General features: G+C 48.0%; 20 protein-coding genes and 2 tRNA genes. 17 read left to right on the top strand and 5 right to left on the bottom strand.

What is annotated here, in order from left to right:
• Positions 1-294: 294 nt before the first annotated feature.
• Together O59_RS09365 and O59_RS09360 are read left to right on the top strand one after the other, a co-directional pair.
• Positions 295-1,659 carry an MFS transporter gene (locus O59_RS09365; RefSeq protein WP_007641920.1) on the top strand — a complete coding sequence of 455 codons (1,365 nt, stop codon included), beginning with the start codon at positions 295-297 and terminating at the stop codon, positions 1,657-1,659.
• Between the two features lie 199 nt (positions 1,660-1,858).
• Positions 1,859-2,371 (top strand): HPP family protein, encoded by a 513-nt coding sequence (locus O59_RS09360; RefSeq protein ID WP_050977007.1) that lies wholly within the window; start codon positions 1,859-1,861, stop codon positions 2,369-2,371.
• A gap of 79 nt (positions 2,372-2,450) precedes the next feature.
• On the opposite strand, the gene murI is transcribed toward O59_RS09360, so the two are convergent.
• The gene (murI, locus tag O59_RS09355) at positions 2,451-3,278 is read right to left on the bottom strand and encodes a glutamate racemase (RefSeq protein ID WP_007641918.1); all 828 of its coding nucleotides are present in this window, start codon (positions 3,276-3,278) and stop codon (positions 2,451-2,453) included.
• 111 nt (positions 3,279-3,389) lie between these two features.
• Between murI and rmuC the strand changes: the two genes are divergently transcribed.
• The 3 genes from rmuC to O59_RS09340 are packed head-to-tail and all read left to right on the top strand — an operon-like array spanning position 3,390 to position 5,975.
• Positions 3,390-4,916, top strand: coding sequence for a DNA recombination protein RmuC (rmuC, locus tag O59_RS09350; RefSeq protein ID WP_007641917.1), 1,527 nt, complete (start codon positions 3,390-3,392; stop codon positions 4,914-4,916).
• 57 nt (positions 4,917-4,973) lie between these two features.
• Positions 4,974-5,447 (top strand): DUF2489 domain-containing protein, encoded by a 474-nt coding sequence (locus tag O59_RS09345; protein WP_232283058.1) that lies wholly within the window; start codon positions 4,974-4,976, stop codon positions 5,445-5,447.
• 12 nt (positions 5,448-5,459) lie between these two features.
• Complete coding sequence (locus O59_RS09340) at positions 5,460-5,975, top strand: GNAT family N-acetyltransferase (protein ID WP_157152520.1); 516 nt, start codon at positions 5,460-5,462, stop codon at positions 5,973-5,975.
• Positions 5,976-6,002: 27 nt separating this feature from the next.
• On the opposite strand, the gene trmA is transcribed toward O59_RS09340, so the two are convergent.
• The 3 genes from trmA to O59_RS09325 are packed head-to-tail and all read right to left on the bottom strand — an operon-like array spanning position 6,003 to position 9,352.
• On the bottom strand, positions 6,003-7,091 hold the full coding sequence (gene trmA, locus O59_RS09335; RefSeq protein ID WP_007641914.1) for a tRNA (uridine(54)-C5)-methyltransferase TrmA: 1,089 nt from the start codon (positions 7,089-7,091) through the stop codon (positions 6,003-6,005).
• Between the two features lie 56 nt (positions 7,092-7,147).
• Positions 7,148-7,882 carry a hypothetical protein gene (locus O59_RS09330; protein WP_040391808.1) on the bottom strand — a complete coding sequence of 245 codons (735 nt, stop codon included), beginning with the start codon at positions 7,880-7,882 and terminating at the stop codon, positions 7,148-7,150.
• 57 nt (positions 7,883-7,939) lie between these two features.
• Positions 7,940-9,352, bottom strand: coding sequence for a nitrogen regulation protein NR(II) (locus O59_RS09325; protein ID WP_007641910.1), 1,413 nt, complete (start codon positions 9,350-9,352; stop codon positions 7,940-7,942).
• 227 nt (positions 9,353-9,579) lie between these two features.
• Here O59_RS09325 and O59_RS09320 point away from each other — a divergent pair.
• From O59_RS09320 to O59_RS09300, 6 genes are all read left to right on the top strand, one after another.
• Positions 9,580-9,655 (top strand) — tRNA-Val (locus tag O59_RS09320).
• A 59-nt stretch (positions 9,656-9,714) separates the two neighbouring features.
• Positions 9,715-9,791 (top strand) — tRNA-Asp (locus tag O59_RS09315).
• Between the two features lie 128 nt (positions 9,792-9,919).
• Positions 9,920-10,045, top strand: coding sequence for a hypothetical protein (locus O59_RS22195; protein WP_007641904.1), 126 nt, complete (start codon positions 9,920-9,922; stop codon positions 10,043-10,045).
• 269 nt (positions 10,046-10,314) lie between these two features.
• Entirely contained in the window at positions 10,315-11,694 is a 1,380-nt protein-coding gene (locus O59_RS09310) for a hypothetical protein (RefSeq protein ID WP_007641902.1), read from the top strand.
• 9 nt (positions 11,695-11,703) lie between these two features.
• A complete protein-coding gene (locus O59_RS09305; RefSeq protein ID WP_157152519.1) occupies positions 11,704-12,651 on the top strand; it encodes a 1-aminocyclopropane-1-carboxylate deaminase/D-cysteine desulfhydrase in 948 nt (315 codons plus the stop codon).
• 30 nt (positions 12,652-12,681) lie between these two features.
• Entirely contained in the window at positions 12,682-13,815 is a 1,134-nt protein-coding gene (locus O59_RS09300; RefSeq protein ID WP_232283057.1) for a cyclic nucleotide-binding domain-containing protein, read from the top strand.
• 4 nt (positions 13,816-13,819) lie between these two features.
• On the opposite strand, the gene O59_RS20995 is transcribed toward O59_RS09300, so the two are convergent.
• Positions 13,820-14,848, bottom strand: a complete 1,029-nt coding sequence (locus O59_RS20995; RefSeq protein ID WP_007641898.1) for a DUF1853 family protein — start codon at positions 14,846-14,848, stop codon at positions 13,820-13,822.
• Positions 14,849-14,937: 89 nt separating this feature from the next.
• Between O59_RS20995 and O59_RS09290 the strand changes: the two genes are divergently transcribed.
• From O59_RS09290 to O59_RS09265, 6 genes are all read left to right on the top strand, one after another.
• Complete coding sequence (locus O59_RS09290) at positions 14,938-15,837, top strand: NAD(+) kinase (RefSeq protein ID WP_007641897.1); 900 nt, start codon at positions 14,938-14,940, stop codon at positions 15,835-15,837.
• 18 nt (positions 15,838-15,855) lie between these two features.
• Positions 15,856-16,866, top strand: a complete 1,011-nt coding sequence (locus O59_RS09285) for a metallophosphoesterase (RefSeq protein ID WP_007641896.1) — start codon at positions 15,856-15,858, stop codon at positions 16,864-16,866.
• A 34-nt stretch (positions 16,867-16,900) separates the two neighbouring features.
• Positions 16,901-17,773 carry a rhomboid family intramembrane serine protease gene (locus tag O59_RS09280; protein WP_007641895.1) on the top strand — a complete coding sequence of 291 codons (873 nt, stop codon included), beginning with the start codon at positions 16,901-16,903 and terminating at the stop codon, positions 17,771-17,773.
• Between the two features lie 20 nt (positions 17,774-17,793).
• Entirely contained in the window at positions 17,794-18,066 is a 273-nt protein-coding gene (locus O59_RS09275; protein WP_007641894.1) for a YeaC family protein, read from the top strand.
• Positions 18,067-18,099: 33 nt separating this feature from the next.
• Positions 18,100-20,799, top strand: coding sequence for an aminopeptidase N (pepN, locus tag O59_RS09270; RefSeq protein WP_007641892.1), 2,700 nt, complete (start codon positions 18,100-18,102; stop codon positions 20,797-20,799).
• 331 nt (positions 20,800-21,130) lie between these two features.
• The gene (locus O59_RS09265; RefSeq protein WP_007641890.1) at positions 21,131-22,264 is read left to right on the top strand and encodes a methyl-accepting chemotaxis protein; all 1,134 of its coding nucleotides are present in this window, start codon (positions 21,131-21,133) and stop codon (positions 22,262-22,264) included.
• The last annotated feature ends 3 nt before the right edge of the window (positions 22,265-22,267 follow it).

Here is a 22,267-nt window from a genome sequence, read left to right as displayed (position 1 = left end):
ATTCCTTTGGCTTGTTTGCCCTGGGGAATCATGTTACTTTTCCGCATCATAATAAAAGAACAATTGGATGTTCGCCGTCGCAATAGCCCCGCTCATTGTCGACACCGCCCATAGGGACGGCACTCAAAATGCCAAACAGGCAGCTTGCGACAAGCAATCAGGCAAATTAAGGTCAATACAATATCCGGTGAGAGTTTCATCGGCTCGCTATTTTGCTGACATCGCTTTTTTAGCGATATCAGAAACAGCAGCTATGATTCCCTTTGTACTCCATAACGATAAGCAAGTGACCTTATGAACCAGCAACTTATTGGCAACTACAGATGGACCATTTGTGCCCTCCTGTTCTTTGCAACCACTGTTAATTATCTTGACCGTCAAGTTCTCAGCTTATTAGCACCGGCGCTCTCCAAAGAGTTTGGCTGGACTAACAGCGACTACGCCAATATCACGGCGGTATTCCAATTTGTGTACGCCATCTCCATGCTGTTTGCCGGCCGTGTGATCGACAAACTTGGTACCAAGTTGGGCTATATAGTCGCGATTGTTGTCTGGTCTATCGGCGCCATCATGCATGCCTACGCGGTACCCATTGGTCATTTCACAAATAATGTGCTGGCGATTGCGGGTATAGCGGCAATTCCGGTGTCGATTATTGGTTTTATGATTTCCCGCGCTGTATTGGCGATAGGTGAGGCGGGTAACTTTCCGGCCGCCATCAAAGCCACCGCTGAATATTTCCCTAAAAAAGAACGCTCCTTTGCCACCGGTATTTTTAACTCGGGTGCCAACGTAGGTGCGATTCTTGCGCCTTTGACTGTGCCCTGGATTGCAGTTAACTGGGGCTGGCAAACCGCGTTTATCGTGATTGGTGCCATAGGTTTTGTATGGATGGTGCTCTGGCAGATTTATTACGAAATCCCCACCAAGCAAAAACGCTTGGGTCAGGCTGAGTTGGATTACATCAATACCAATCCGGGCGAAGCGCCGGTGGTTGCAGTCGAAGAGGAATTGAAAACCTCATGGTTCAAACTCCTTAGCTATCGCCAAACCTGGGCCTTTGCTTTTGGCAAGTTTATGACCGATGGTGTCTGGTGGTTCTTCTTGTTTTGGTTGCCGAAATATTTGGGTGAGCAATACGGCTTGACCGGCACGCAATTAATGTTGCCTTTAACCGTGCTTTATAGCTTGACTATGATTGGCAGTATCGGTGGGGGTTGGTTCCCCACTTATTTCATGAACAAAGGTTACAACGCTTACGATGGTCGTATGCGCGCTATGTTTGTGATTGCGCTCTTCCCGCTGGTAGTGTTACTCGCACAACCTCTCGGTCATTACGGTTTTTGGGTGCCGGTAATTCTGATTGGTATTGGCGCCTCAGCGCATCAGGCGTGGTCTGCGAATATCTTCACCACAGTGTCGGATATGTTCCCGAAAAAAGCCGTAGGTTCAGTAGTCGGTATCGGTGGTATGGCGGGCGGTTTGGGTGGTGTATTTTTGTCTAAAACCGGTGGTTGGTTGTTTGACTACTACGGCGCACAAGGCAATATTTACACGGGTTACGCTATTATGTTTGCCGTTTGCGCGGTAGCCTATTTGCTGGCCTGGGGCGTTATGAAGATGTTAGTGCCAAAATATAAGCCAATCACTGATTTGTAATAATTTTTATGTGATTGCTAAAAGCCGCTGGATTATTCATCCAGCGGCTTTTTTATTGGGTGAAAGAATTTTCTGGCAAGAACCTAAAGGTGGTTTTTAATGCAGAAAAAGTCTAATCAATGGGCGATTTTTATGGTGTCGAATTTTTCACCAGGGTTAATACTTAATGCGCCATTTACTTTTCTGCGAGGAATCAGTTATGTCGATAAGCCATAAAAATAGCCATACCGCCCAAGCGATTATGAGTAAAACCTTGTTAAGTGCCTACGAGGGTTGGACTATCCATCGCCTTGCTGAGTTTTTTATTAAACACGGTATTTCCGGCGCGCCCGTTATTGCATCGGATCACGAGTTAGTTGGTGTGGTGACGGTTTCGGATATTTTTAAATTCAGTAGCATGGATGAAACCAATCGCCGCGAAGCACTGCGAAATTATTATCGCGAAAGTTGTGAAATTGATTTGGATGAAGTCAGTCTGCGGGATTGGAGTAACAGGGCAGAATATAACTGCACCGTGCATCAAATCATGCAACGCGAAATTATTACTGTAAAACCAGATGCCAGTGTGGCGGAAGTGGCGGCGGTGATGGTGAAAAACAATATCCATCGCGTGGTAGTGGCGGACAATAAAATTGCGCAGGGTGTTATTACCAGCATGGATATTTTGCGCAACTTGCAGCCCGATGGACATGAATTACGTCTGGTGGTCTGAGTTTGCAGGTTTAATTATTAATGGTTAAGCAGTAAAGATAAAACCCGGGCATTTTCTGCCCGGTTTTTTTAGGAGGATTTTAAATATTGAGATAAGCCTGCTGGTGAATGCCAAAACGGGTTAATGCTGGTGCAAGTTGCTCGGCAGCTGCAGTGTGTTTGGTAAATACTGCAAGATGTTCTGGTATATAACCTGCCGGTGGCTCTGCAGCATCAGCGAGCAAAAACTCTACCCGCCGTGCTATGGCTGCCCCCGAGTCGATCAGTTTTAATTGTGCGGGCAAGTGTTGCGCCAACTCATCCCTCAACAGCGGGAAATGTGTGCAGGCTAAAACCAGCACATCCATTTTTTCTGCTTGATCATCGCGCATTAATTCCTGGGCAATTTTGCTAATCGCATTCACATCGATTGTTTCGCCGCGTAATTTTTGCTCGGCGATTTGCACCAGCTCGCTACTGCCCAATGAAATTACCTGGCAATCCGTTGCGTATTCGCGGATTAATTCGTGGGTATAGGGACGAGCGACTGTGGCAGGTGTGGCGAGCAGGCCGATTACCCCGGTTTTACTCATGAGCGCGGCAGGTTTGATCGCAGGCACTACCCCGACTATGGGCAAGCTCAATTTGCTGCGCAAATGGGGCAGGGTGAGTGTGCTGGCGGTATTGCAGGCGATGACGAGGATATCGGCTGGGTAGCGCAGCAATAGCTCGCCAATCACCTGATCCACACGCGTAATTAGCTCCGCCTCGCCCTTGGTACCATAGGGGAAAAACGCATTGTCCGAGGCGTAAACCAACGGGTTCTGTGGTAGACGCTGCTGGATCTCGCGGGCGACACTCAAACCGCCGACACCGGAATCGAATACCAGAATACGCGGAGCCTGAAAAGACGAGGTGGTGGTGTTCATAGGTGAGTCAAATCAATAGCCTGAAAGCGGCGATATGTTGCTAAAATGGCGGCGATTTTAACGGTCGCGGCCGATAAAACCTAGCCGCGTTTTACATTCTGGAGTTTTTTAGTGAATCCAACGGTACTAACTCTTATTGCCGCCCTTTCGGGTTTGGTTATTGGCGCCCTGATGGTGTATTGGATTGTCGGGCGCCGCCTCGACCAAGCTGTGCTTACCAAAACCCATGAGCTTGAAGCTGCTCAACAGCAATTGCAACACAGTCACGACCTGCGTGAAGCGGCGCTGCAACAGGACAGTAATCAGCTCAAACTCCAGCTGGTTGAAATCAAAACACAGCTTCAATCGGTTCAACAACACGCTGTTGAGTTACAGCAGTCTTTGGGCGTTGCGCAGCAAGACGCCGCGGCTCTGCGTGAGAAAACCCGCCACTTTGATGAGCTACAGCAGCAATCCCTGCGTAAAGATGAACAGCTTGTGCTGTTCGCTAAAGAAACTACCGAACTGAAAACCCGTTTGGAACAAGAGCGAAAAAATTTCGCTGAACAACTCGCGCTGCTACAGAATGCCAAAGTAGAGTTAGCCAAAGAGTTTGAAAACCTCGCCAATAAAATTTTTGAAAATAAGCAACAGCAGTTTAGTGCAAATAGCAAAACGCTACTCGATAACACGCTTGACCCGCTGAAATTGCAACTCACGGAATTCCGTAAAAAAGTGGAAGACGTGTACGAAAAAGAAAATGCCGATCGCAATCGCCTTTCTGGCCAAGTGGTTGAGTTGCAAAAACAGGCGCAAAAAATTGGCGAAGATGCCGTTAATCTCGCGCAAGCACTAAAAGGAAATAGTAAAACCCAAGGTAATTGGGGTGAAGTAGTGCTGGAACGCTTACTGGAGGAATCCGGTTTGCAGAAAGGCCGCGAATATGACACCCAAGTTAATTTCACCGGTAGCGATGGCTCCCGGTTAATGCCGGACGTGATTATTCACTTGCCCGAAAACAAAGATATTGTGATCGATGCAAAATGCTCGCTGGTTGATTATGAAAAATTCTGCAGTGCAGACGATGACGTTGAGCGCAAGCAGTATCTAAATGCACACGTAAATTCGCTGCGCAGTCATATTAAAAGTCTCAGTATTAAAGACTACGAAAAGCTTGATGGTATTAAAGCGCTCGACTTTGTGTTTATTTTTATCCCGATTGAAGCGGCCTTTATGTTTGCCTTGCAGCATGAGCCTGGCTTGTACCGCGAAGCGTATGATCGCCATATCATTTTGGTAAGCCCAACAACACTCTTGGCAACCTTGCGCACTGTAGAGAATATCTGGCGCTACGAAAAGCAAAACAAAAATGCTGAGCGCATCGCGAAAGAAGCGGGCGCATTGCACGACCAGTTTGTATTGTTGCTGGAATCGCTGGATGCTATTGGTAATTCACTCAATAAAACGCAAGAAGCCTACAGTAAAGCTCGTGACCGTTTGCAAACCGGGCGTGGCAATTTGGTGAAACGCGTGGATGATATTCGTCGTTTAGGTGCTAAAACTAAAAAATCCATCGCCGGTCATTTGTTGGAAGAGGCTGGCAGTGATAGCGAAGAATACTTGTTGGATGCCGGTGGGTTGGAAGATGATAGAGCCTGATTTATATCAGGCATGCCCTAAATAATTTATTTCCCGGAATTTCTGTAGAGATTACTTATGACGTTGTTATCGATATTAATGTTGTTAGGCTCGCTAATTATTATTGTGTTGGCGGTCATTGCCGGGCGTTTGGTATTTCAGGTGTATCGCAAACAAAAAGAGCGTGAGCAAAAATTAAAAGCACAGGAACTTGCCAATCAACAAGCGCAGCGTGAGCAGCGTGAATGGATTAATAAAAGCATCCAAATATTGGCACAAGCGCTGCACAATCAAGAGTTGACCCTGACTGAGGCGAGTATTCGGATCGCCGGGTTACTGGATACATTGGATGTGAATGGGGAGGTGAAAACCGAATTCTCGGCGTTTTATCAACTGCGCGAAAAAACCAGCCATATTCCTTATTTGGAGGCATGGCAAAACTTGTCCAATGCCGAGCAGCGCAAGTTTGATCTGGAGCGTTTGAATCACGAAGCTACGTTTAATGATTTTGTGATGGATGCAGCCAAGCGCATTCTGGGACGCGATTTTTAAGGCTATTTAAGAATGACTGTAGAGTTTATTTGTCGTGCCATGCAGTTGTGCGACCTTGCTGATGTTATCCGTATTCAAGCAGAAGCCTATATCGATGAAATTCTGGAAACTGACGAGGTAATTCACGCACGTTTTGCACAAACGCCGGATACATCCTGGGTAGTAGAGCGTGCGGGGGAGGTGTGTGGTTATCTGGTCGGCTATCAATCTGCGCTGGGTGAGGTATCACCTTGGGGTAGCGAGTTTGCGCACAAGCCCGACTCTACAGCGCTCTATCTACATGATCTTGCAATCAGTAAGTCGGCGGCGGGCTGTGGTGTGGGGCCAATGTTGGTGAATCACGCTTTGAAGGAGGCGCGTCAACGGGAATTGCGTGCAGCAGCGTTAGTATCGGTGCAAAACTCCAAATCCTTTTGGCAGAAACTAGGTTTCAATGAGTGCGCGCAACTGGATGAAACCCAGCAGTACAATCTTGCATCCTACTCTGGTCCTGCGATTTATATGACGCGTGAACTTGTCAGCGAATGAAGCTTCCAAAGCACTAATTATTTCCCATTACTTTTTCTGCAACACTACGCCGCATTCGACATGATGTGTGTAGGGAAATTGATCAAAAATCGCAAAGGCTTTAATCGTGTGAGTCTGGTTAATGATTTTTAAATTTTCACGTAATGTATCGGGGTTGCAGGAGATATAAATAATATTGTCAAAGCGCTGGGTAATACTGGTGGTATGTGGGTCAAGCCCTGCGCGAGGCGGGTCCACAAAAATGCTAGTGAAGTTGTAATCCGCTAAATTGATATGGCGCAGACGATTAAACTCGCGCACACCATCCATCGCCTGAGAGAATTCCTCGCTCGACATGCGCGCAATTTGAATATTGTTGATCTTATTTGCAGCGATATTAAACAGCGCCGATTCCACTGAGGTTTTTGATACTTCAGTGGCTAATACTTTGTCAAAGTTCTGTGATAAGGGCAGGGTGAAATTACCATTCCCGCAATAGAGTTCTAATAAATCCCCGCCAATTTCCTTGCTGTGTTCTACCGCCCAACCGAGCATGGATTCACACACCTTGGCGTTGGGTTGGGTAAAGCTGGCCTCAACTTGTTGATACTGGTATTCGCGTCCGGCAACCGTTAACCGTTCAATAACGTGATCGCGTTCTACCAATAAACGCTGCTTGCGGCTGCGGCCAACAATATCAATTTTCAATGCGGTTTTCAGCGTACGCGCGCGCGCTATCCAGTCATCCCCCAAGGCTTTGTGATAAATCAGAGTGACGAGTGCTTCACCGCTTTGGGTAGTCAGAAATTCAACTTGATACAGTTTGTGGCGAAGTAATTCATCGCTATTAATTTCAGCGAGTAAACGCGGCATCAGGTTATTCATCAGCGCCGATCCAACCGGAAACTCATGGATTGGATAGGGACGCTTGAATTCGTCCTGCGTAAACATCACGTAATCGGTACGCTCTTTTTCATGCCAGACACGAAATTCGGCACGCATCCGATAATGTTTTTCCGGTGATGAAAAAACCTGAATGTCGGGCAATGAAAAAGCCGAAAAATCGGCTGTAATTCGACGAACTTTTTCGCGGAGTTGATCTTGGTAGCTAGCGGGGGAGAAATCGGTAGGAATCATAAATGGCTCATCAAAAATGACTCAAGCTCCGGGTTGCCGGAGCTTGTTTTCGGCCATTATAACTTTTTTATGTCGCATTTGCCCCAGTCGCAAATCAGCACTTCCACTGCCTTGGCGCCGCAGAAGTTAGCGTAAGCTTCCTTGGGCCAGTCATTGGCGATCACTAAGGTGTAAGCATCAGGGCAGTTGGATTGATGGCTCTTGTTGATCGTGAAAAAACTTTTTCCGCCGGGAATGGCGTTGATACCACCTGCTAAACGCGGGGCGCTGAGCGGTGTTTCATCCAGTGGTTGGTGTTTTAGCAGTTCTGTTTGGGCACGGGCAATCGCTGGGTCGTTACTCAGCGGCAGTGTGGCGGGTGCCATTTGTGCGAGCTTGAAGGCACAGGTTTTTTGCTGGTTTGCCGGGCTGCGTTTGCTCAGTGAAAGTTCATCTTTTGCTTTTTGTCTGGCATCAAGCACCAGACGAATGGCCGTGGGTGCAAGGGTTAGCCCCGCGTATTCAAAGCTGTTTTCCGCTTGCTGTTGACTGTAGTAACTATCGGCTGCTACCACCAATGGCGCGTTAGCATTTAACCAGTTTTGCTGCACATTTATTGCATCGACTTCAATTTCGCCACCCAGTGCCGCGCAGCTAGTGAACAGCTCATTGTAGTAAATGTTTTCGGAGAGAATTTTTTCGGCAGCGGAGGCAAGTGTATTGGCATCAATAGGTGGCGGCGGCGCTGTAGCGCAACCGCTAAAAATCAGGGCACTCAGGCTAATCATGGTTAAGTGTAATGGTTTGATCATTTTTCCCCTCGATGATTCAGTTTAATTGTTATTAAGCTTGCTAGGGTTGCCTATTGTTTATTGAGCGCTGGTAAGTGGTAATTTAATAATAAAATTACTGCCTTTGCCGGGGGAGGTTTTAACATCAATAGAACCTTGATGGCGCTCAGTGATAATAAAATAGGAAACTGACAAACCCAGACCTGTGCCAGAGCCGACTTCTTTGGTGGTAAAAAATGGCTCAAAAACATGCTCGCGCACAGTATCTGTCATGCCGGGGCCGTTGTCCTGAACCTCTATCACAAGATTATTATTTTCCACATAGACCTTAATAAGGATCTGCGGATTTTGAGTTTTATACTGATTAAGCGCTTGAGTGGCGTTGCGCAATAAATTCAATAAAACCTGCTGTAGTTCCGGTGCAGATGCTTTTACGGGGGGGAGAGGTTCTACATACAGAGTGTTTATAGCGATCTGATTATTTTCATTTGCATGTTGAGTGCTGCGGTTAAGTACAATGGTCTGTTCAAGCAAATGTTTTATATCAATCAGGTCAATAATGCGTTTGGAGTTGTGGGAGAACTCCAACATGTTGCGCACAATACTGGCTGAGCGCTCGCCCGCTTCGCGGATTGAATCCATCATTTGTGGAATTTCACTGGCTGACAAATAATTGTATAGGCTTTTCAGGTCAACATTTAATTGTTGTGCGCGTGTTTGATTCATGGCCAGCTGCGGGTCGGTACGGCGCTGAATATTTTGGGCATTTTGCAGGATAACGCTGAGCGGGTTATTAATTTCGTGGGCTATGCCTGCTGCTACTTCGCCGAGCGAATACATTTTCTCATTTTGAATCATCAAGTTTTCAATGGTTACTTTAAATGTAACATCATCTATCCGAATCACTGCCCCTTGCTGGGTACGTGAGATCAACGGATAAATAGTTATTTCAAAATAGCGATTTTTTTCATCGTCATGCTGTTGCACATGTTGGCTGGATAGAGGCTCGCCTTCGCGAATCGTAGTCTGAATGGTTTGCAGTGTGATGGGGAAGCGAGGTAGTAACGCAGTAATTTTTTTCCCCAGCGCATCGTGAGAAAAAATTTCAAAGGTATTTTCGGCAGCGGCGTTCCAGTGAGTTACTTCCGCATCGGCGGTGACACCGATAATAATCGATGGCATTGAGTTGATCATGCTTTGTAAATATAGCTTTGTCTCGCGCAGTTGGCGTCCCGTTTGCTCGTGCCGCGCTACCTCATCGATAAGTAGGTTGTTGGTTAAATACAGGCTATCAGTGCGTTCGCGAATACGTTGTTCGAGCGCCTTCTGTGATTCTTTGAGCGCATTGCGTGCGCGTTTATTGCTCATGCGGCTGCGCTGTAAACCTATAATCAGTAAGGTTTGCAGGACTATCAGAAAAATGACCAATATACCCATTCCGGTAATGGAATCGGTTGCCGAGAGGCTGCTGAATGGATTGGGTATATTCATTGGTTGATGTTGTTGCTCTTGATCGGGCTGATAATCTACTCGCTGCCGGTAAATATATCGAATGCAATTCCAGGTTGGCGATTTCTACAGGGTGAGTTTGAATCAGTCTGTTGGCTTTTTACTCGCCTTTGCCTCTGTTTTGTACAAATTAAAAAAACTTTATATTTTTCGCTGAAAAATGTTTGACACGAAGTTCAAATTCGATAGAATGCGCACCTCTCAACGAGGGGCGGTTAGCTCAGTTGGTAGAGCAATGCCCTTACAAGGCATGGGTCACAAGTTCGAGTCTTGTACCGCCCACCACATTTTGCGCTCTCATGAACAAGAGCATCAATGCAAAATACTCAGTTTGAGAAGCATGCGGACCGGTAGTTCAGTCGGTTAGAATGCCGGCCTGTCACGCCGGAGGTCGCGGGTTCGAGCCCCGTCCGGTCCGCCACTATACAAAAAGCCCGCACAGGTTGCGGGCTTTTTCTTTTTATCTGTACATATAATTGTCACATCTCGTTGGTAGTTTGCTTCTTGTGCGGCCTAGTCCCAGGAACAAGCGATTGATCTGCTTGTCCATTGAATAGCGTACATAACAACCAAACCCAAGGAGATACTCCCATGCAAGACTATGTTGAAGATTTACTGGATATCCAGTACGACGATGCTGATGATGACTTTTACGAAGATTACTCAGACATCTAAATAAGAGCTGCTGCAGCGTTTTGCTGCAAGGCTCTGGTTAACTTCCTCTGATTTTCCCCGCCTGTTTTCACGATTTTAATCACTTTTCTATTTTTTTAAGCCTGGCACCTATAACTAGTTGTTTTTTCGGCTTAATTTATTCTATTCAAATTCGTCGAGTAGGCCGCAAATCCGCCTGAAAATCAGTCGGAGAGGGGGTTGTTCACTTTTTTTTGGCGCCTGATTTCCTATACTCAAGCTGTCCTAAGCCAGGCTTGAGATTCCCGCCTATGTCGCACCCCTCCACAGCAAATTTTGAAGCCGTTTTTCTATTTGATCATGAGCGCGTCGCTCGTGAGCTGCTTTATACGGAATTTGAGGCGATTCTTGATGGTTTTATCCCCATTCCTGATTTTGCCGGCGCTTCCGTCAAGGCAGCCTATATACAAGTGGGCAGCGGCTTGGCTGTAACGGGGCTGGTGTTTTTCCTTATCAGTTTTGATGAGCAAGGCATGGTTGATCGACGCTGGAATGTCCCTTTACAGCAATTGTTGGACTCGGCCGGGACAGGCCCCGATATGGGCGTGGGTGCGGTGCGCCTGGTGTGTTACAGCCAATGCCCGGTTGCTTGGCATCAAAAGAACCTTTGGGATCCCTCCATGCAGGTTGGCAATAATAGTTTTATTGCTATTCGTGATGCGGTGAAAGCCAATCGCTTGGGGTTTGTGGTTAAAGCCGAAAAGCCAGCTGCTCGATCCTCGCGTGATGCAATTGTGCCCAATCAGGTGTTGAGCGAAGAGGTGCTTGCGCGTGAGCAGGCAGCCTTGGAGCAGCGGTTACACGATTACTATACGGCCGAGTTGGCCAAGCAAATCGAGCTGCTAACTAATGAGCAGACCTTGCATATTGCAACCCTGATGAATCAAAAGCAGGCAAAACTGCACGGCTTACAGCAAGAACACCAAAAGCGTGTTTTGGCTTATCAGGAAAAGTTGCAGCAATTGGCGCAAGAGAACAAAGAGCTGGCGGAGCGCAATCAAACCCTCAAGGAAACACTTGATATCCAGGCGACCAAGGTGGAAGGGATGCGCGAGTATTTTGCACACAAGCTCAAGGCCGCGCAGCAAGGTGAATCCAGCCAAATCCAGTTGTTGCAGGAAAATTTTTCGTTAGAGCTGGATGCCAAAATCCACGCTGCTACCGCCGAGCTGCGTGAAATGTTGGACATGCGCGAGGTTGAGTTGTTTTATCGTCACCAAAACGAAAGCACACTCAAAGAAGAGCTTGTCCAACTTAAGCATGAAAACCAGCAATTGCTCAAAAACAGTGGTGATCAATTGCTTGGCCGGCTAGTGAAAGCTGGCGTTAATCTGGTGACATTTTTGCCCGGTTTGGGGGAGGTTGCGATTCCGCTCGATGATATTGGTGTCTATCTGGAAAGCCCCAATGCCTACGCGGCGGCAAAAGTGGGTGTAAATGAACCGGTGTATCTCGCGTGGTTGGCGCATCATCAACTGCCATGTTGTAACGCGGTAGATGCGCGTGGCAAGACCTGCGGTAGGAGCATCCCCGTTATCGAAACTCCGTTAGAATTCCACCCCGGTGAGAGTGATCGCTGTGCGCAGCATCAGGCGGTGGCTCTTGGGATGTTGGCAGATAGTCGGCGATAGGAATTTGTGGTGGTGATAGAAACCGCGCAGCAGTTGGCAGATGCTGCTCTAGCAGTGCCTTTACAGCGGGCGACAACGTCTATGCTCGCCGAGCAGGGCATTGAGTTGTGGGTCAGGCGCGATGATTTGTTGGATTCGCAATTGTCGGGCAACAAATTTTATAAGTTGTTTTTTAATTTGCAGGCGGCGCGTAGCCAAGGCTTCTCCCAAGTGCTCAGTTTTGGTGGTGCTTATTCCAACCATCTACATGCATTGGCCGCTGCGGCGCATCGTTATCGCATTAACGCTATTGGTGTTATTCGCGGCGAGCGACCTGCGCACTTGAGCGCAACCTTGATGGATGCCGAGGCCTGGGGGATGAAACTGGTTTTTGTTAGTCGCGCGGAGTACGACCGAAAAACTGAAGCGGATTGGCTGACCGATATGCAGGCTTGTTATGGGCCGTCATATCTTATTCCTGAAGGCGGAGCTAATCTTGCCGGTGCACGTGGAGTGCAGTTGTTGGGCCATGCGCTTGAGCAGCAAACACAGGGTGATTATGCTGCGGTATGCATTCCCGTTGGTACGGGCACTAGTTTGGCGGGTTTGGCTGCTGGTGTGGATCGACAGAAACCGGTAATTGGCTTTTCAGTGTTGAAAGGTGCCGGTGACTTAGGGGCTAATATCGCCACTTGTTATCGTGAGTTGGTTTCTGCGGAATCATACTTTGCCGATAACTGGCGATTAATTTCCGGTTTTCACGGCGGCGGTTATGCCAAAAAACCAAGTGCGAGTTTATTCGAGTTTTGGCGGGGGTTTGAGCGTAGCACGCGCATTCCCCTTGATCCGGTTTATACAATAAAAATGCTTTGGGGGATTAGTTCCCTGGCGCAACAAGGTTATTGGCCGCGCGGCTCACGCCTTATTGCGATTCACACCGGTGGTTTGCAAGGGCGCCGCGGTTTTAATTGCCCTTGAGAATCAGCTTTCACCATGAAGGATGTTGCTATGCAGGCTCAAAAATCCATACCAATGCCGCCAGTTGAATTTGACCTGAATTTGACGCACACACTGGTGCCACTTAAAGATATGAGTGAGAGCCATCTGCTCGCACTACTCAGCAACGCATCGCAGGAAACGGTCTGTGCCGGGCAGTCACTTTTTGTGGCGGGTAATTACGATGGGCAACATGTTTATTTACTTCATGGCGATGTAAGTCTGGTGGCCGGTGATGGCTCGCGCACCCGTGTCAAAGGTCGTTCCTCCCTGTTTCCTATTGCTCATCAGCAACCACGTCAGGTGACAGCAATTGCCGAAACGGACTGCAGTCTCGTGCGCATCAACAGTGAGCAATTGGATAAGTTGCTCACTTGGAGTGAAGTGGCGGATTACTTACAGCTCAATATTTCCCGCGAGCGTGATCTGGATGAAGATGTTGATTGGATGATGACAGTGTTGCGCTCCAATTTATTTTTTAAGGTTCCTCCTTTAAATGTAGAGCAGATTTTTTCGCGCTTGATACCGCAAGTCGTTTACGCGGGTGACGTTATTATTCGCCAAGGTGAAATTGGCGACCAGTGTTATTTCATCAAAGAAGGCGAAGCCGATGTTACGCGCCATCAGGATAATAAGCGCGAACATCTGGCTACCATCGGTGTGGGGCGTTGTTTTGGCGAGGATGCACTGGTAAATGAAGCAGCGCGTAATGCCAGCGTGATTATGCGCACTGACGGCGTGTTAATGCGCTTGGGCAAACAGGATTTTTATCGCCTATTGAAAGAACCCGTGGTGGCAACGCTCGCCTTTAATGAGTTGCAAAATACTATTGCCAAGGGCGCGGTAGCAGTTGATGTGCGTAGTGAGGAAGAATACAGCGAAGGTCATTTGCCGCAGGCAGTTAATGTGCCGCTAAATATTTTGGCGATTAAATCCCGTCTGCTAAATAAAGAAAACACGTATCTCTTTTATTGCGATACCGGGCGTCGTAGTCGTGCTGCTGCGCATTTGTTGGCGCAGCAGGGTTACAAAACCTTGGCGCTGGATAATTGTGCCCAGCTTTTTACACCGCAGGCGCAACTAATCCATTTGACTGATACTCAAAATTATTTGTTGCGCGATGGATTGGCGGTTGCAGGAAAATAATCTTTTAAGGGTTGCTGTGGTTTTGCGGCCAGTCGTCTGGCACCACAAAACCGCGTAACTGCTCTCGCCAAATAATATTTTTTTCATCATTCTCCAAGCATGACTCTATAACGGCCGCTACCATGAGCGGCCGTTTTGTTTGGTGCAGTTGGTGCATCAATTGCTGGCTCAGCAATTCCACTTCGATCGTCAGGTTTACATCCGGTAACTGTACCGGTGAGAACCATTGTTCGCGTTCTAAAACTATCCAATTGAACTTGGCGTTAGTGAGTTTTGTGTCAGCGATCAGTGTTAAAAAATCGCGCAAATACCACCAGAATCCTAAGGCTTGAGAGGCATGGCTGTGCAGCGCTCGCGGCAGGCTATGGATATATTCTGCGCTGGTTAATTGATTGATGGATAGGGTGGCGGGCGCGGGTGAAAACAAATACCCCTGCAGGCAAAGTCCGCTGCGCCACTGATCTGCTTGGGGAAAACGCTGTTGCAGCGCAGTGTGCCCCTCGGGAGTTTGATGCAGCGGTAATTGGTGATCGCGCAAGCGCGCCAATTTCAAATCAAAACGATCATGGCTGTTGGGACCAATCCAATGGTGCCAATCCTGTGCTTGTTGAGGATCGAGGGTATCGCATAAATAAAATTTTACCGCCGTTTCAATATGCCAATAGTCGTCGCCGTGCCGGCATAAAAAATCAAAGGCGCCGAGAGTCGCTTTGCCGCGGTTAATGGGGAAGTTATGCGCAAGTAATTGCCAGTGCGGTGAATGGGTAAAATAAAAGCGCCACAGGGTTTCGTAATAAATGCCGAGGCGTGTACTTTTTACTTGCGCCAATGCATTCATTAGCGCGGCCGGTTGTTTATCTAATGCTTGTAACCAAGGCCAGATATTCGTGTCCACCAAGGGTAAAATGTGCGCGTTACTACCTGATAATTCCTGCAATAAAGGTGGGCTCAGGCAACACCAGGCCAAATCGCGCACGGCTTGATGGCGAAGTAGGTGGAATGGATCGGTGTCTGCAAGCGGGGCAATTAGCATAAAGTTAAGTCTTGGCGGTGATGAGGGCTATAATAGCCCACAGACATGTCGGCTTTTTGCCATTTTCATCAGCGCTCCCAGTGATACTTATGACTCATTTTTCGACTATCGGCCTTATCGGCCACCTTAACAACGAGCGCGCGGTTTATTCCATCAAGCGGCTTATTCGATTTTTGCAGCAGCGCAACAAAGCCTTTGTATTGGAGGCAGAAACGGCAGCGCTAATCACCGACGCCGGAATGGTCGCTGGTGCCCAGCAGATAATGGATATGGAAACCCTTGGGCAGGTGTGTGATCTGGTCATTGTGGTTGGTGGTGATGGCAGTTTGCTACGCGGTGCCCGGGCGCTAGCGCAGTATCAAGTCCCATTGCTTGGGGTTAATCGCGGCCGTCTGGGATTTTTGACTGACATCACCCCGGAAGATATCGAAAATAAAGTAGATGAAGTGCTCTCCGGCAAATTTACCTCGGAAAAACGTTTTCTGCTGGACATGGAAGTAAAGCGTGCAGGTCAACTAATTGATACCGCCGATGCGTTGAATGATGTAGTGCTGCATCCCGGCAAGTTTATTCATATGCTGCAATTTGAAATTTATGTGGATGGTGTATTTGTCACCAGCCAGCGCTCAGATGGGGTAATAGTCGCTACGCCTACCGGCTCCACCGCCTATTCGCTCAGCGGCGGCGGCCCCATATTGCACCCCACCCTGGATGCGATTGTTGTTGTTCCCATGAACCCCCACACCCTAAGCAGCCGCCCGATTGTTGTTGCTGGCAATAGTGAAATCAGCATTCGCGTGGGTGAACATAATCGCGCCGAGCCGATGGTGACCTGTGATGGCAGCTCGCACGTAGAAGTACAGACGGGCGATGAAATTTGTATCCGCAAAAAAAGTCAGTTACTCGAGTTGCTACATCCACTGGATTACAACTTCTATCAGCGTTGCCGCTCCAAGTTAGGCTGGGGTGGGCATTTGTTGCGAGAGTAGTATGGTTGCGAGAGTAGTATGGTCGTGAGTCCGTCATCATCAGTATCAACAACCGCTATTCGTGGCGAAGCTTATGGTTATGATTTGATTGGCGATATCCACGGCTGTGCACAAACTTTAGCGCGCCTGCTGGAATTAATGGGCTACAAAAAAGTGCGTGGTGTTTATCGCCACCCATCTCGCCAAGCCATTTTTCTTGGCGATGTAGTTGACCGGGGGCCGCGTATTCGCGAGGCTTTGCACTTGGTGCGCAACATGGTCGAGCAGGGCAGTGCGCTGATGATTCTCGGCAACCACGAATTTAACGCGATGACCTACTGCACTCCCGTCGCGCCGGGCGCAAACGACTATTTGCGCGCACATACCCCCGCCGCCGCCCGGCAAATCGCCGAAACCCTGCAGCAGTTTTCCCGCTACCCCCATGAGTGGCGAGCGTTTATGGATTGGTTCGCCAGTTTGCCGCTGTTTTTGGAAATTGAGCACCCACTGACCCAACAAGTATTTCGCACTGTCCATGCTTGCTGGGATCAGGCCCTGATTGACCAGCACCGTAAGGACTTTGGTGATGGACATATTGATTGGGGATTTGTGGAGCGCTCTTGCCGCAAGGGCAGCCTGGAGCACCTCACCCGTCTACGCCTCACCGGTGGGGTGGATTTGCCATTGCCGGAGGGTGAGGAAATGGTCTCGGCCGATGGTTATGTTCGTAGCGCGTTTCGCACCAAGTTTTGGGTGCCCGACGCAAAAACCTATGGGCAATTATTATTTCAGCCTGACCCACTGCCCGAGCATATCGCCACCATGGAGATTGCACCTGAACATCGCTCGCAAATGGTGTACTACGATGCACAACAGCCACCACTGTTTGTTGGGCACTACTGGCTGACCGGAAGCCCTCGTCCCATAGCGCCCAACCTCGCGTGCCTGGATTACAGTGCGGTTAAATTCGGCCGTTTGGTGGCATATCGCATGGACGGTGAGGCACAATTACAGCAGGATAAATTTGTTTGGGTCTATGTAGATCCTTGATGGTTGACCGCCCCCTGATAACTGGAAGACGCTTTTGAACTGGATCGCTGTAAAATATTTCTCTTTGGATCACGACTTATCCGCCCTCAGCCGTTATTTGCACGAGCGTGGTCTTGAGCATCGCATTACTGAGGAAAATGCCCAGCAATGTTTGGCCGTAACCGATGCGGCGGTGATTCCTGCGCTGCAAGATTTTTTACAACAGCTAGAGGATGGGCGAGCGCAATTGCCCTCAACAACCGCTGAACCTTTGGTTACGCCTCCCTATATCCAAGCCGGTGCTGCTCAGCCTTCGCTGTTGGTGCAGGCGATGCATACTCCCATAGTGCTTGCGTTAATTTTATTAAGTGCGGTAGGTGGATTACTGGTGACAACGGAAACCGGTAATTTATTTTTGCATTATTTTAGTTTTCAGGATTTTACTGACACGCAGTACATTCCTATCGGCGAGTCACTGTCAGGTGGCGAACTCTGGCGATTATTAACGCCGATCTTTTTACATTTCGGTATTTTTCATTTTTTGTTTAACAGTTTATGGATGTGGGATTTAGGGCGTCGCCTGGAAATTCTCCAAGGGAAGTGGGGCTTTTTATTATTTGTGGTAGTTACCGGTATTGCCTCTAATCTTACACAGTATATGTGGAGCGGTTCTTCCAATTTTGGTGGAATGTCTGGCGTAGTCTATGCCTTGGTAGGTTTTATTGCTGTGCGCCAACGTTTAAACCCTCATCCGTTGGTTGCTGTATCGCCCGCATTGATTGGTTTTATGTTGGTGTGGCTGGTGTTGTGCATGACCGGCGTGGTTGATTATTTTATTGCCGGTTCTGTCGCTAATGCGGCGCATCTCGGTGGTTTGGTTGCTGGTGCGGTTTATGCGCTATTCACGGGTCGTTATTTTCTTCGTTAATTTTTTGTACGAGTCTTCTTATGGATTTACACCAATTACTGTCCAGCCTTACGCCAGAAATTTATCAAAATTTAAAACGCGCGGTAGAGCTGGGTAAATGGGCAGATGGTAATCGTCTCTCTGCCGAGCAGAGACAATTGTGTATGCAGGCAGTGATTGCCTACGAACACAAAAATTTACCGCCAGAGCAGCACACGGGTTACATTCCACCTGAGCCACATACCTTTTGTGGTGATGACGACCATGATCACGATCATGCCCACACCGATAAACCCATCAAGTGGGTTGAATAACTCCTTCATCTTTCTGCGACTCAGGAATTTATTATGACTGCTGTTGAACAATCGCTTCCCGCTCAAAACCAACAACCTAAAACGATTTATCTCAAGGATTATCGGGTACCTGATTATTTAATCAGAACGACGGATCTGCGTTTTGAAATTTATGAAGGTGAAACGATTGTCAGCGCTATGTTGGATTTGTATCGCAACCCCGCAGCAATTGCCCCTGCAACTCAACTCAAGTTGCATGGTGCTGATGTGGAGTTAGTTTCTATCGCGCTGGATGGAAAAGTCTTGGGTGAGGGTGATTATGAATTTGGCGAGGAGAGCCTCACGCTTTTTAATACGCCTGCCGAATTCAAATTATTAACCATCACCAAAATAAAACCGGAGGCCAATACCTCACTGGAGGGTTTGTATCGCTCGCGCACTATGTATTGCACCCAGTGCGAAGCGGAGGGTTTTCGCAAAATCACCTATTACCTCGATCGCCCCGATGTAATGAGCGAATTCACCACTACGGTAGTGGCGGATAAAAAATTTCCGGTGCTGTTATCCAACGGTAATTTAATCGATCAGGGCGAACTGGAAAATAATCGCCACTATGCCACCTGGCATGATCCCTTTAAAAAACCGGCTTATTTATTTGCACTCGTGGCAGGTGATTTAGCGCATATCGAGGATAGTTTCACCACTTGTTCGGGGCGCGATGTCGCACTGAAAATATTTGTAGAACCCAAAGACCTGGACAAGTGCGACCACGCCATGACCTCGCTTAAAAATTCCATGCGTTGGGATGAAGAAGTTTACGGCCGCGAATATGATCTGAATATTTTTATGATTGTCGCGGTGGACGATTTCAATATGGGCGCGATGGAAAATAAAGGTCTGAATATTTTCAACACCTCCTGTGTGCTCGCCAAACCGGAAACCACGACCGATGGCGGCTTCCAGCGCGTAGAGGGTGTAGTGGCCCACGAATATTTCCACAATTGGAGCGGTAACCGCGTCACCTGTCGCGACTGGTTTCAATTGAGTTTAAAAGAAGGTTTTACCGTGTATCGCGATTCAGAATTTTCCGCCGATATGGGTTCGCGCACTGTGAAACGTGTCGAAGATGTTAGTCTATTGCGCACCTTGCAATTTGCGGAAGATGCAGGCCCCATGGCGCATCCGATTCGCCCTGAGTCCTATATCGAAATTTCTAATTTTTATACCATGACTGTGTACGAAAAAGGCGCAGAAATTATCCGTATGCTCGCCACCTTGCTCGGCAAAGAAAATTTCCGCAAAGGCACAGATTTATATTTTGAACGTCACGATGGACAGGCGGTCACTACGGAAGATTTTGTTGCGGCGCTCGCCGATGCTTCTGGTCGCGACTTAACCCAATTCAAACGCTGGTACTCACAAGCGGGCACACCGCGTTTGGAAATTCGCGATCATTACGATGAAGATGCGCAAGAATACTCATTGACCATCACCCAATCTTGCCCGGCCACGCCCGAGTGCGCACACAAACTACCATTCCATATTCCGATTGCGATGGGCTTGTTGGGTAGTGCGGGGGATTTACCGCTTTATGTAAAAGATGCCGGGCCAGATTTTGAAACGGACGATAATACACACAAAGTTATCGAGCTGACGGATACAGAACAAACGTTTGTATTTCAGCGTGTTCAGGAAAAACCGGTGCCCAGTTTACTGCGTGGTTTTTCCGCCCCGGTCAAAATGCATTACCAATACAGCCGTGCCGATTTGGTATTACTCATGAGCCGCGACAGCGATGGTTTTAATCGCTGGGAAGCGAGTCAGCAGTTGGGCTTGCAAGCCATTTATACTGCTATGCAGCACTACCAGCAGGGCGGTGATTTATCGGGTTGGGTGGTAGATGCAGATTTGGTCGCGGCTTATCGCAGCGTATTACAGGATGAAAGTCTTGATCAGGCAATGGTCGCTTATATGCTCAGCTTGCCAACGGAAGCGTATTTAAGTGAGTTGGCTGATGTAGTTGATGTTGAGGCGATTCATTTCAGTCGCGCCGCCGTGCGCAAAGCACTGGCGCGGGAATTGCGCGCAGATTTTGAACGTATTTATCAAGCCTACGATCATCAGCAAAGCTACAGTGCAACAGCCGATGCGATTGCGGCGCGGAGTTTAAAAAATGTCGCGCTGGCTTATTTAATGTTGCTCAATGATGAAAACCTGATTCACGCCTGTGAACAGCAGTATCGCACCAGCAACAATATGACCGATGTGATGGCAGCTTTGACACAATTGGTCAACAGTGAGGCCCCGCTTGGTCAGCAGTTGGCGGAACAGGCGCTGGCCGATTTTTATCAGCGCTGGCAGCACGAGTCTTTAGTGGTTAACCAGTGGTTGAGTGTGCAGGCCAGTTGCGTATTACCCAACACGCTTGCCAAAGTCAAAGCCCTGCAAACACACGCGGGGTTTGATGGAAAAAACCCGAACAAAATTCGCGCGTTAATTGCCAGTTTCTGTAATGCCAATGCGATTAACTTTCATGCAGGCGAGGGTGCGGGTTATCAATTTTTGGCAGATCAAATTATCCACCTGAATAAACAAAACCCACAAATTGCAGCGCGCTTGTTAACCCCCTTAACCAAGTGGAAAAAATATAACCCGGCTCGCCAGGCACTGATGAAAGCAGAGTTAGAGCGAATCTTGGCGGAGCCCAATCTCTCCAAGGATGTATTTGAGGTGGTAAGCAAAAGCTTGGTATAGCGGCGTGCGTTAAACAGCACTAGCGAGTTTTCTCAATCATTAAACTAAAAATGGCCGTTCACTGAACGGCCATTTTTTTTCCTGATCTTCTTGTACCTCAGATATGGCATGAATGTTGAAGCAAGCATCTTATTATTTTGAAATAGGGCTTTGGTTCTGGCACCTAGCTTTCGAATGTATAGTTTTTGGTGCGCAAGTGGTTTTGTTGCCCCGTTAGAGGGCGAGTGCAGGCGGTAATTTCAATTTTCTTAAAAAGTTCTTTGCACTATTTTTGGGCGATAGGTTGTGGTTCGGTTAACGAGTTGTTGGTTTTGTGGTGTGGAGGTAAGTGATGGTGCGTTTCTTGGGGCAGGCGGTTGCCTCAGTTAAATCCTGGGTTTTATTGGTGGCGATATTCGGCAATCTGCTGTTGGTAGCCGGAGCAATCGCGCTAAATAGTGTGAGCCTTTGGTTGATTGTGCCGCTACTACTCATCGTGGTTTTGATCCTGGGTATTGTGGGTGGGGTCAACAAAGATATTGCGGGAATAAAACAGTATTTGTTCGCTGTCGATCGCGAACAAACTGTTGACTGGAATCAATTAGTGACTGGCCCATTACACGGTTTGCACGATACGTTTATCGAGGTTTTTAAAGCGCGCCAACGACGCAATGCAGAATATAAAGATGCAGTAAAAGAAATGGGCCACTCCTCATTGGAACTCGCAACCAACGCAAAAGAAGTTTCCAAAAGTGCGGCCTATCAATCCAATGCCACTACCTCCAGTGCGGCGGCAATTACCGAGATCAGCCACAGTATTGATGACATTAGTAGCCGAATTTCTGCCGCGCGTGATGCGGCAACTAGCGCCTGCGATTTAAGTAAGCAGGGAGGGCAGTCCCTCGCGGGTGCAAGCCGTGAAGTGAATGACGTAGCGAGCCTCGCGCGCGAAACCGAAGTGCGTGTGAGTCAGTTGGATGCGCTTATGCAAAACGTTACCTCAATGTCCAAAATCATTGGTGATATTGCCGGGCAAACCAATTTATTGGCATTGAATGCGGCGATTGAAGCGGCGCGTGCAGGTGAGCATGGGCGCGGTTTTGCAGTAGTCGCTGATGAAGTTCGTGCACTGGCAGTTCGCAGTCATGGTTCTGCGGCAGAAATTGCAACCAATATTGCCCGCGTACAAGAGAGTATGCAGCAGGTATTGGGCAGTATGAAAAGTGTGGTGGAAAAAACCGATAACTCGTTGCAAGAAGTTGCCAGTGCCGATGCTTCATTAAAATCTATTCTTACCACCACGGATGTTGTATTCAGTTTAATTGATGAGATTGCAGTTGCTGCCGGTCAACAGAGTATTGCCGCGCGCGAAATTTCAAAACATATAGAGACTGTTGCCGACCTAGCCAATCAAAATAGTTTTCGCGCCGGTCAAGCGGCAGAGATTGCAGACCACTTACATAAATTGACCCACCAAGCGGAGTAAAAA

This window comes from Cellvibrio sp. BR, assembly GCF_000263355.1.
In the GTDB taxonomy this organism is placed as follows: domain Bacteria; phylum Pseudomonadota; class Gammaproteobacteria; order Pseudomonadales; family Cellvibrionaceae; genus Cellvibrio.
The sequence above is the reverse complement of the archived record's forward strand: the minus strand, read 5'-3'. Positions and strand labels throughout refer to the sequence as shown.

Bases quoted from the DNA above. Each gene is read 5' to 3' on its own strand.
- O59_RS09285 (WP_007641896.1), top strand. From the start codon at position 15,856: ATGGTCGTGAGTCCGTCATCATCAGTATCAACAACCGCTATTCGTGGC.
- O59_RS20995 (WP_007641898.1), bottom strand. From the start codon at position 14,848: ATGCTAATTGCCCCGCTTGCAGACACCGATCCATTCCACCTACTTCGC.
- O59_RS09365 (WP_007641920.1), top strand. From the start codon at position 295: ATGAACCAGCAACTTATTGGCAACTACAGATGGACCATTTGTGCCCTC.
- O59_RS09275 (WP_007641894.1), top strand. From the start codon at position 17,794: ATGGATTTACACCAATTACTGTCCAGCCTTACGCCAGAAATTTATCAA.
- O59_RS09310 (WP_007641902.1), top strand. From the start codon at position 10,315: ATGTCGCACCCCTCCACAGCAAATTTTGAAGCCGTTTTTCTATTTGAT.
- O59_RS09345 (WP_232283058.1), top strand. From the start codon at position 4,974: ATGACGTTGTTATCGATATTAATGTTGTTAGGCTCGCTAATTATTATT.
- O59_RS09265 (WP_007641890.1), top strand. From the start codon at position 21,131: ATGGTGCGTTTCTTGGGGCAGGCGGTTGCCTCAGTTAAATCCTGGGTT.
- O59_RS09340 (WP_157152520.1), top strand. From the start codon at position 5,460: ATGACTGTAGAGTTTATTTGTCGTGCCATGCAGTTGTGCGACCTTGCT.
- O59_RS09360 (WP_050977007.1), top strand. From the start codon at position 1,859: ATGTCGATAAGCCATAAAAATAGCCATACCGCCCAAGCGATTATGAGT.
- O59_RS09300 (WP_232283057.1), top strand. From the start codon at position 12,682: ATGCAGGCTCAAAAATCCATACCAATGCCGCCAGTTGAATTTGACCTG.
- pepN (WP_007641892.1), top strand. From the start codon at position 18,100: ATGACTGCTGTTGAACAATCGCTTCCCGCTCAAAACCAACAACCTAAA.
- trmA (WP_007641914.1), bottom strand. From the start codon at position 7,091: ATGATTCCTACCGATTTCTCCCCCGCTAGCTACCAAGATCAACTCCGC.
- O59_RS09330 (WP_040391808.1), bottom strand. From the start codon at position 7,882: ATGATCAAACCATTACACTTAACCATGATTAGCCTGAGTGCCCTGATT.
- O59_RS09290 (WP_007641897.1), top strand. From the start codon at position 14,938: ATGACTCATTTTTCGACTATCGGCCTTATCGGCCACCTTAACAACGAG.
- murI (WP_007641918.1), bottom strand. From the start codon at position 3,278: ATGAACACCACCACCTCGTCTTTTCAGGCTCCGCGTATTCTGGTATTC.
- O59_RS09325 (WP_007641910.1), bottom strand. From the start codon at position 9,352: ATGAATATACCCAATCCATTCAGCAGCCTCTCGGCAACCGATTCCATT.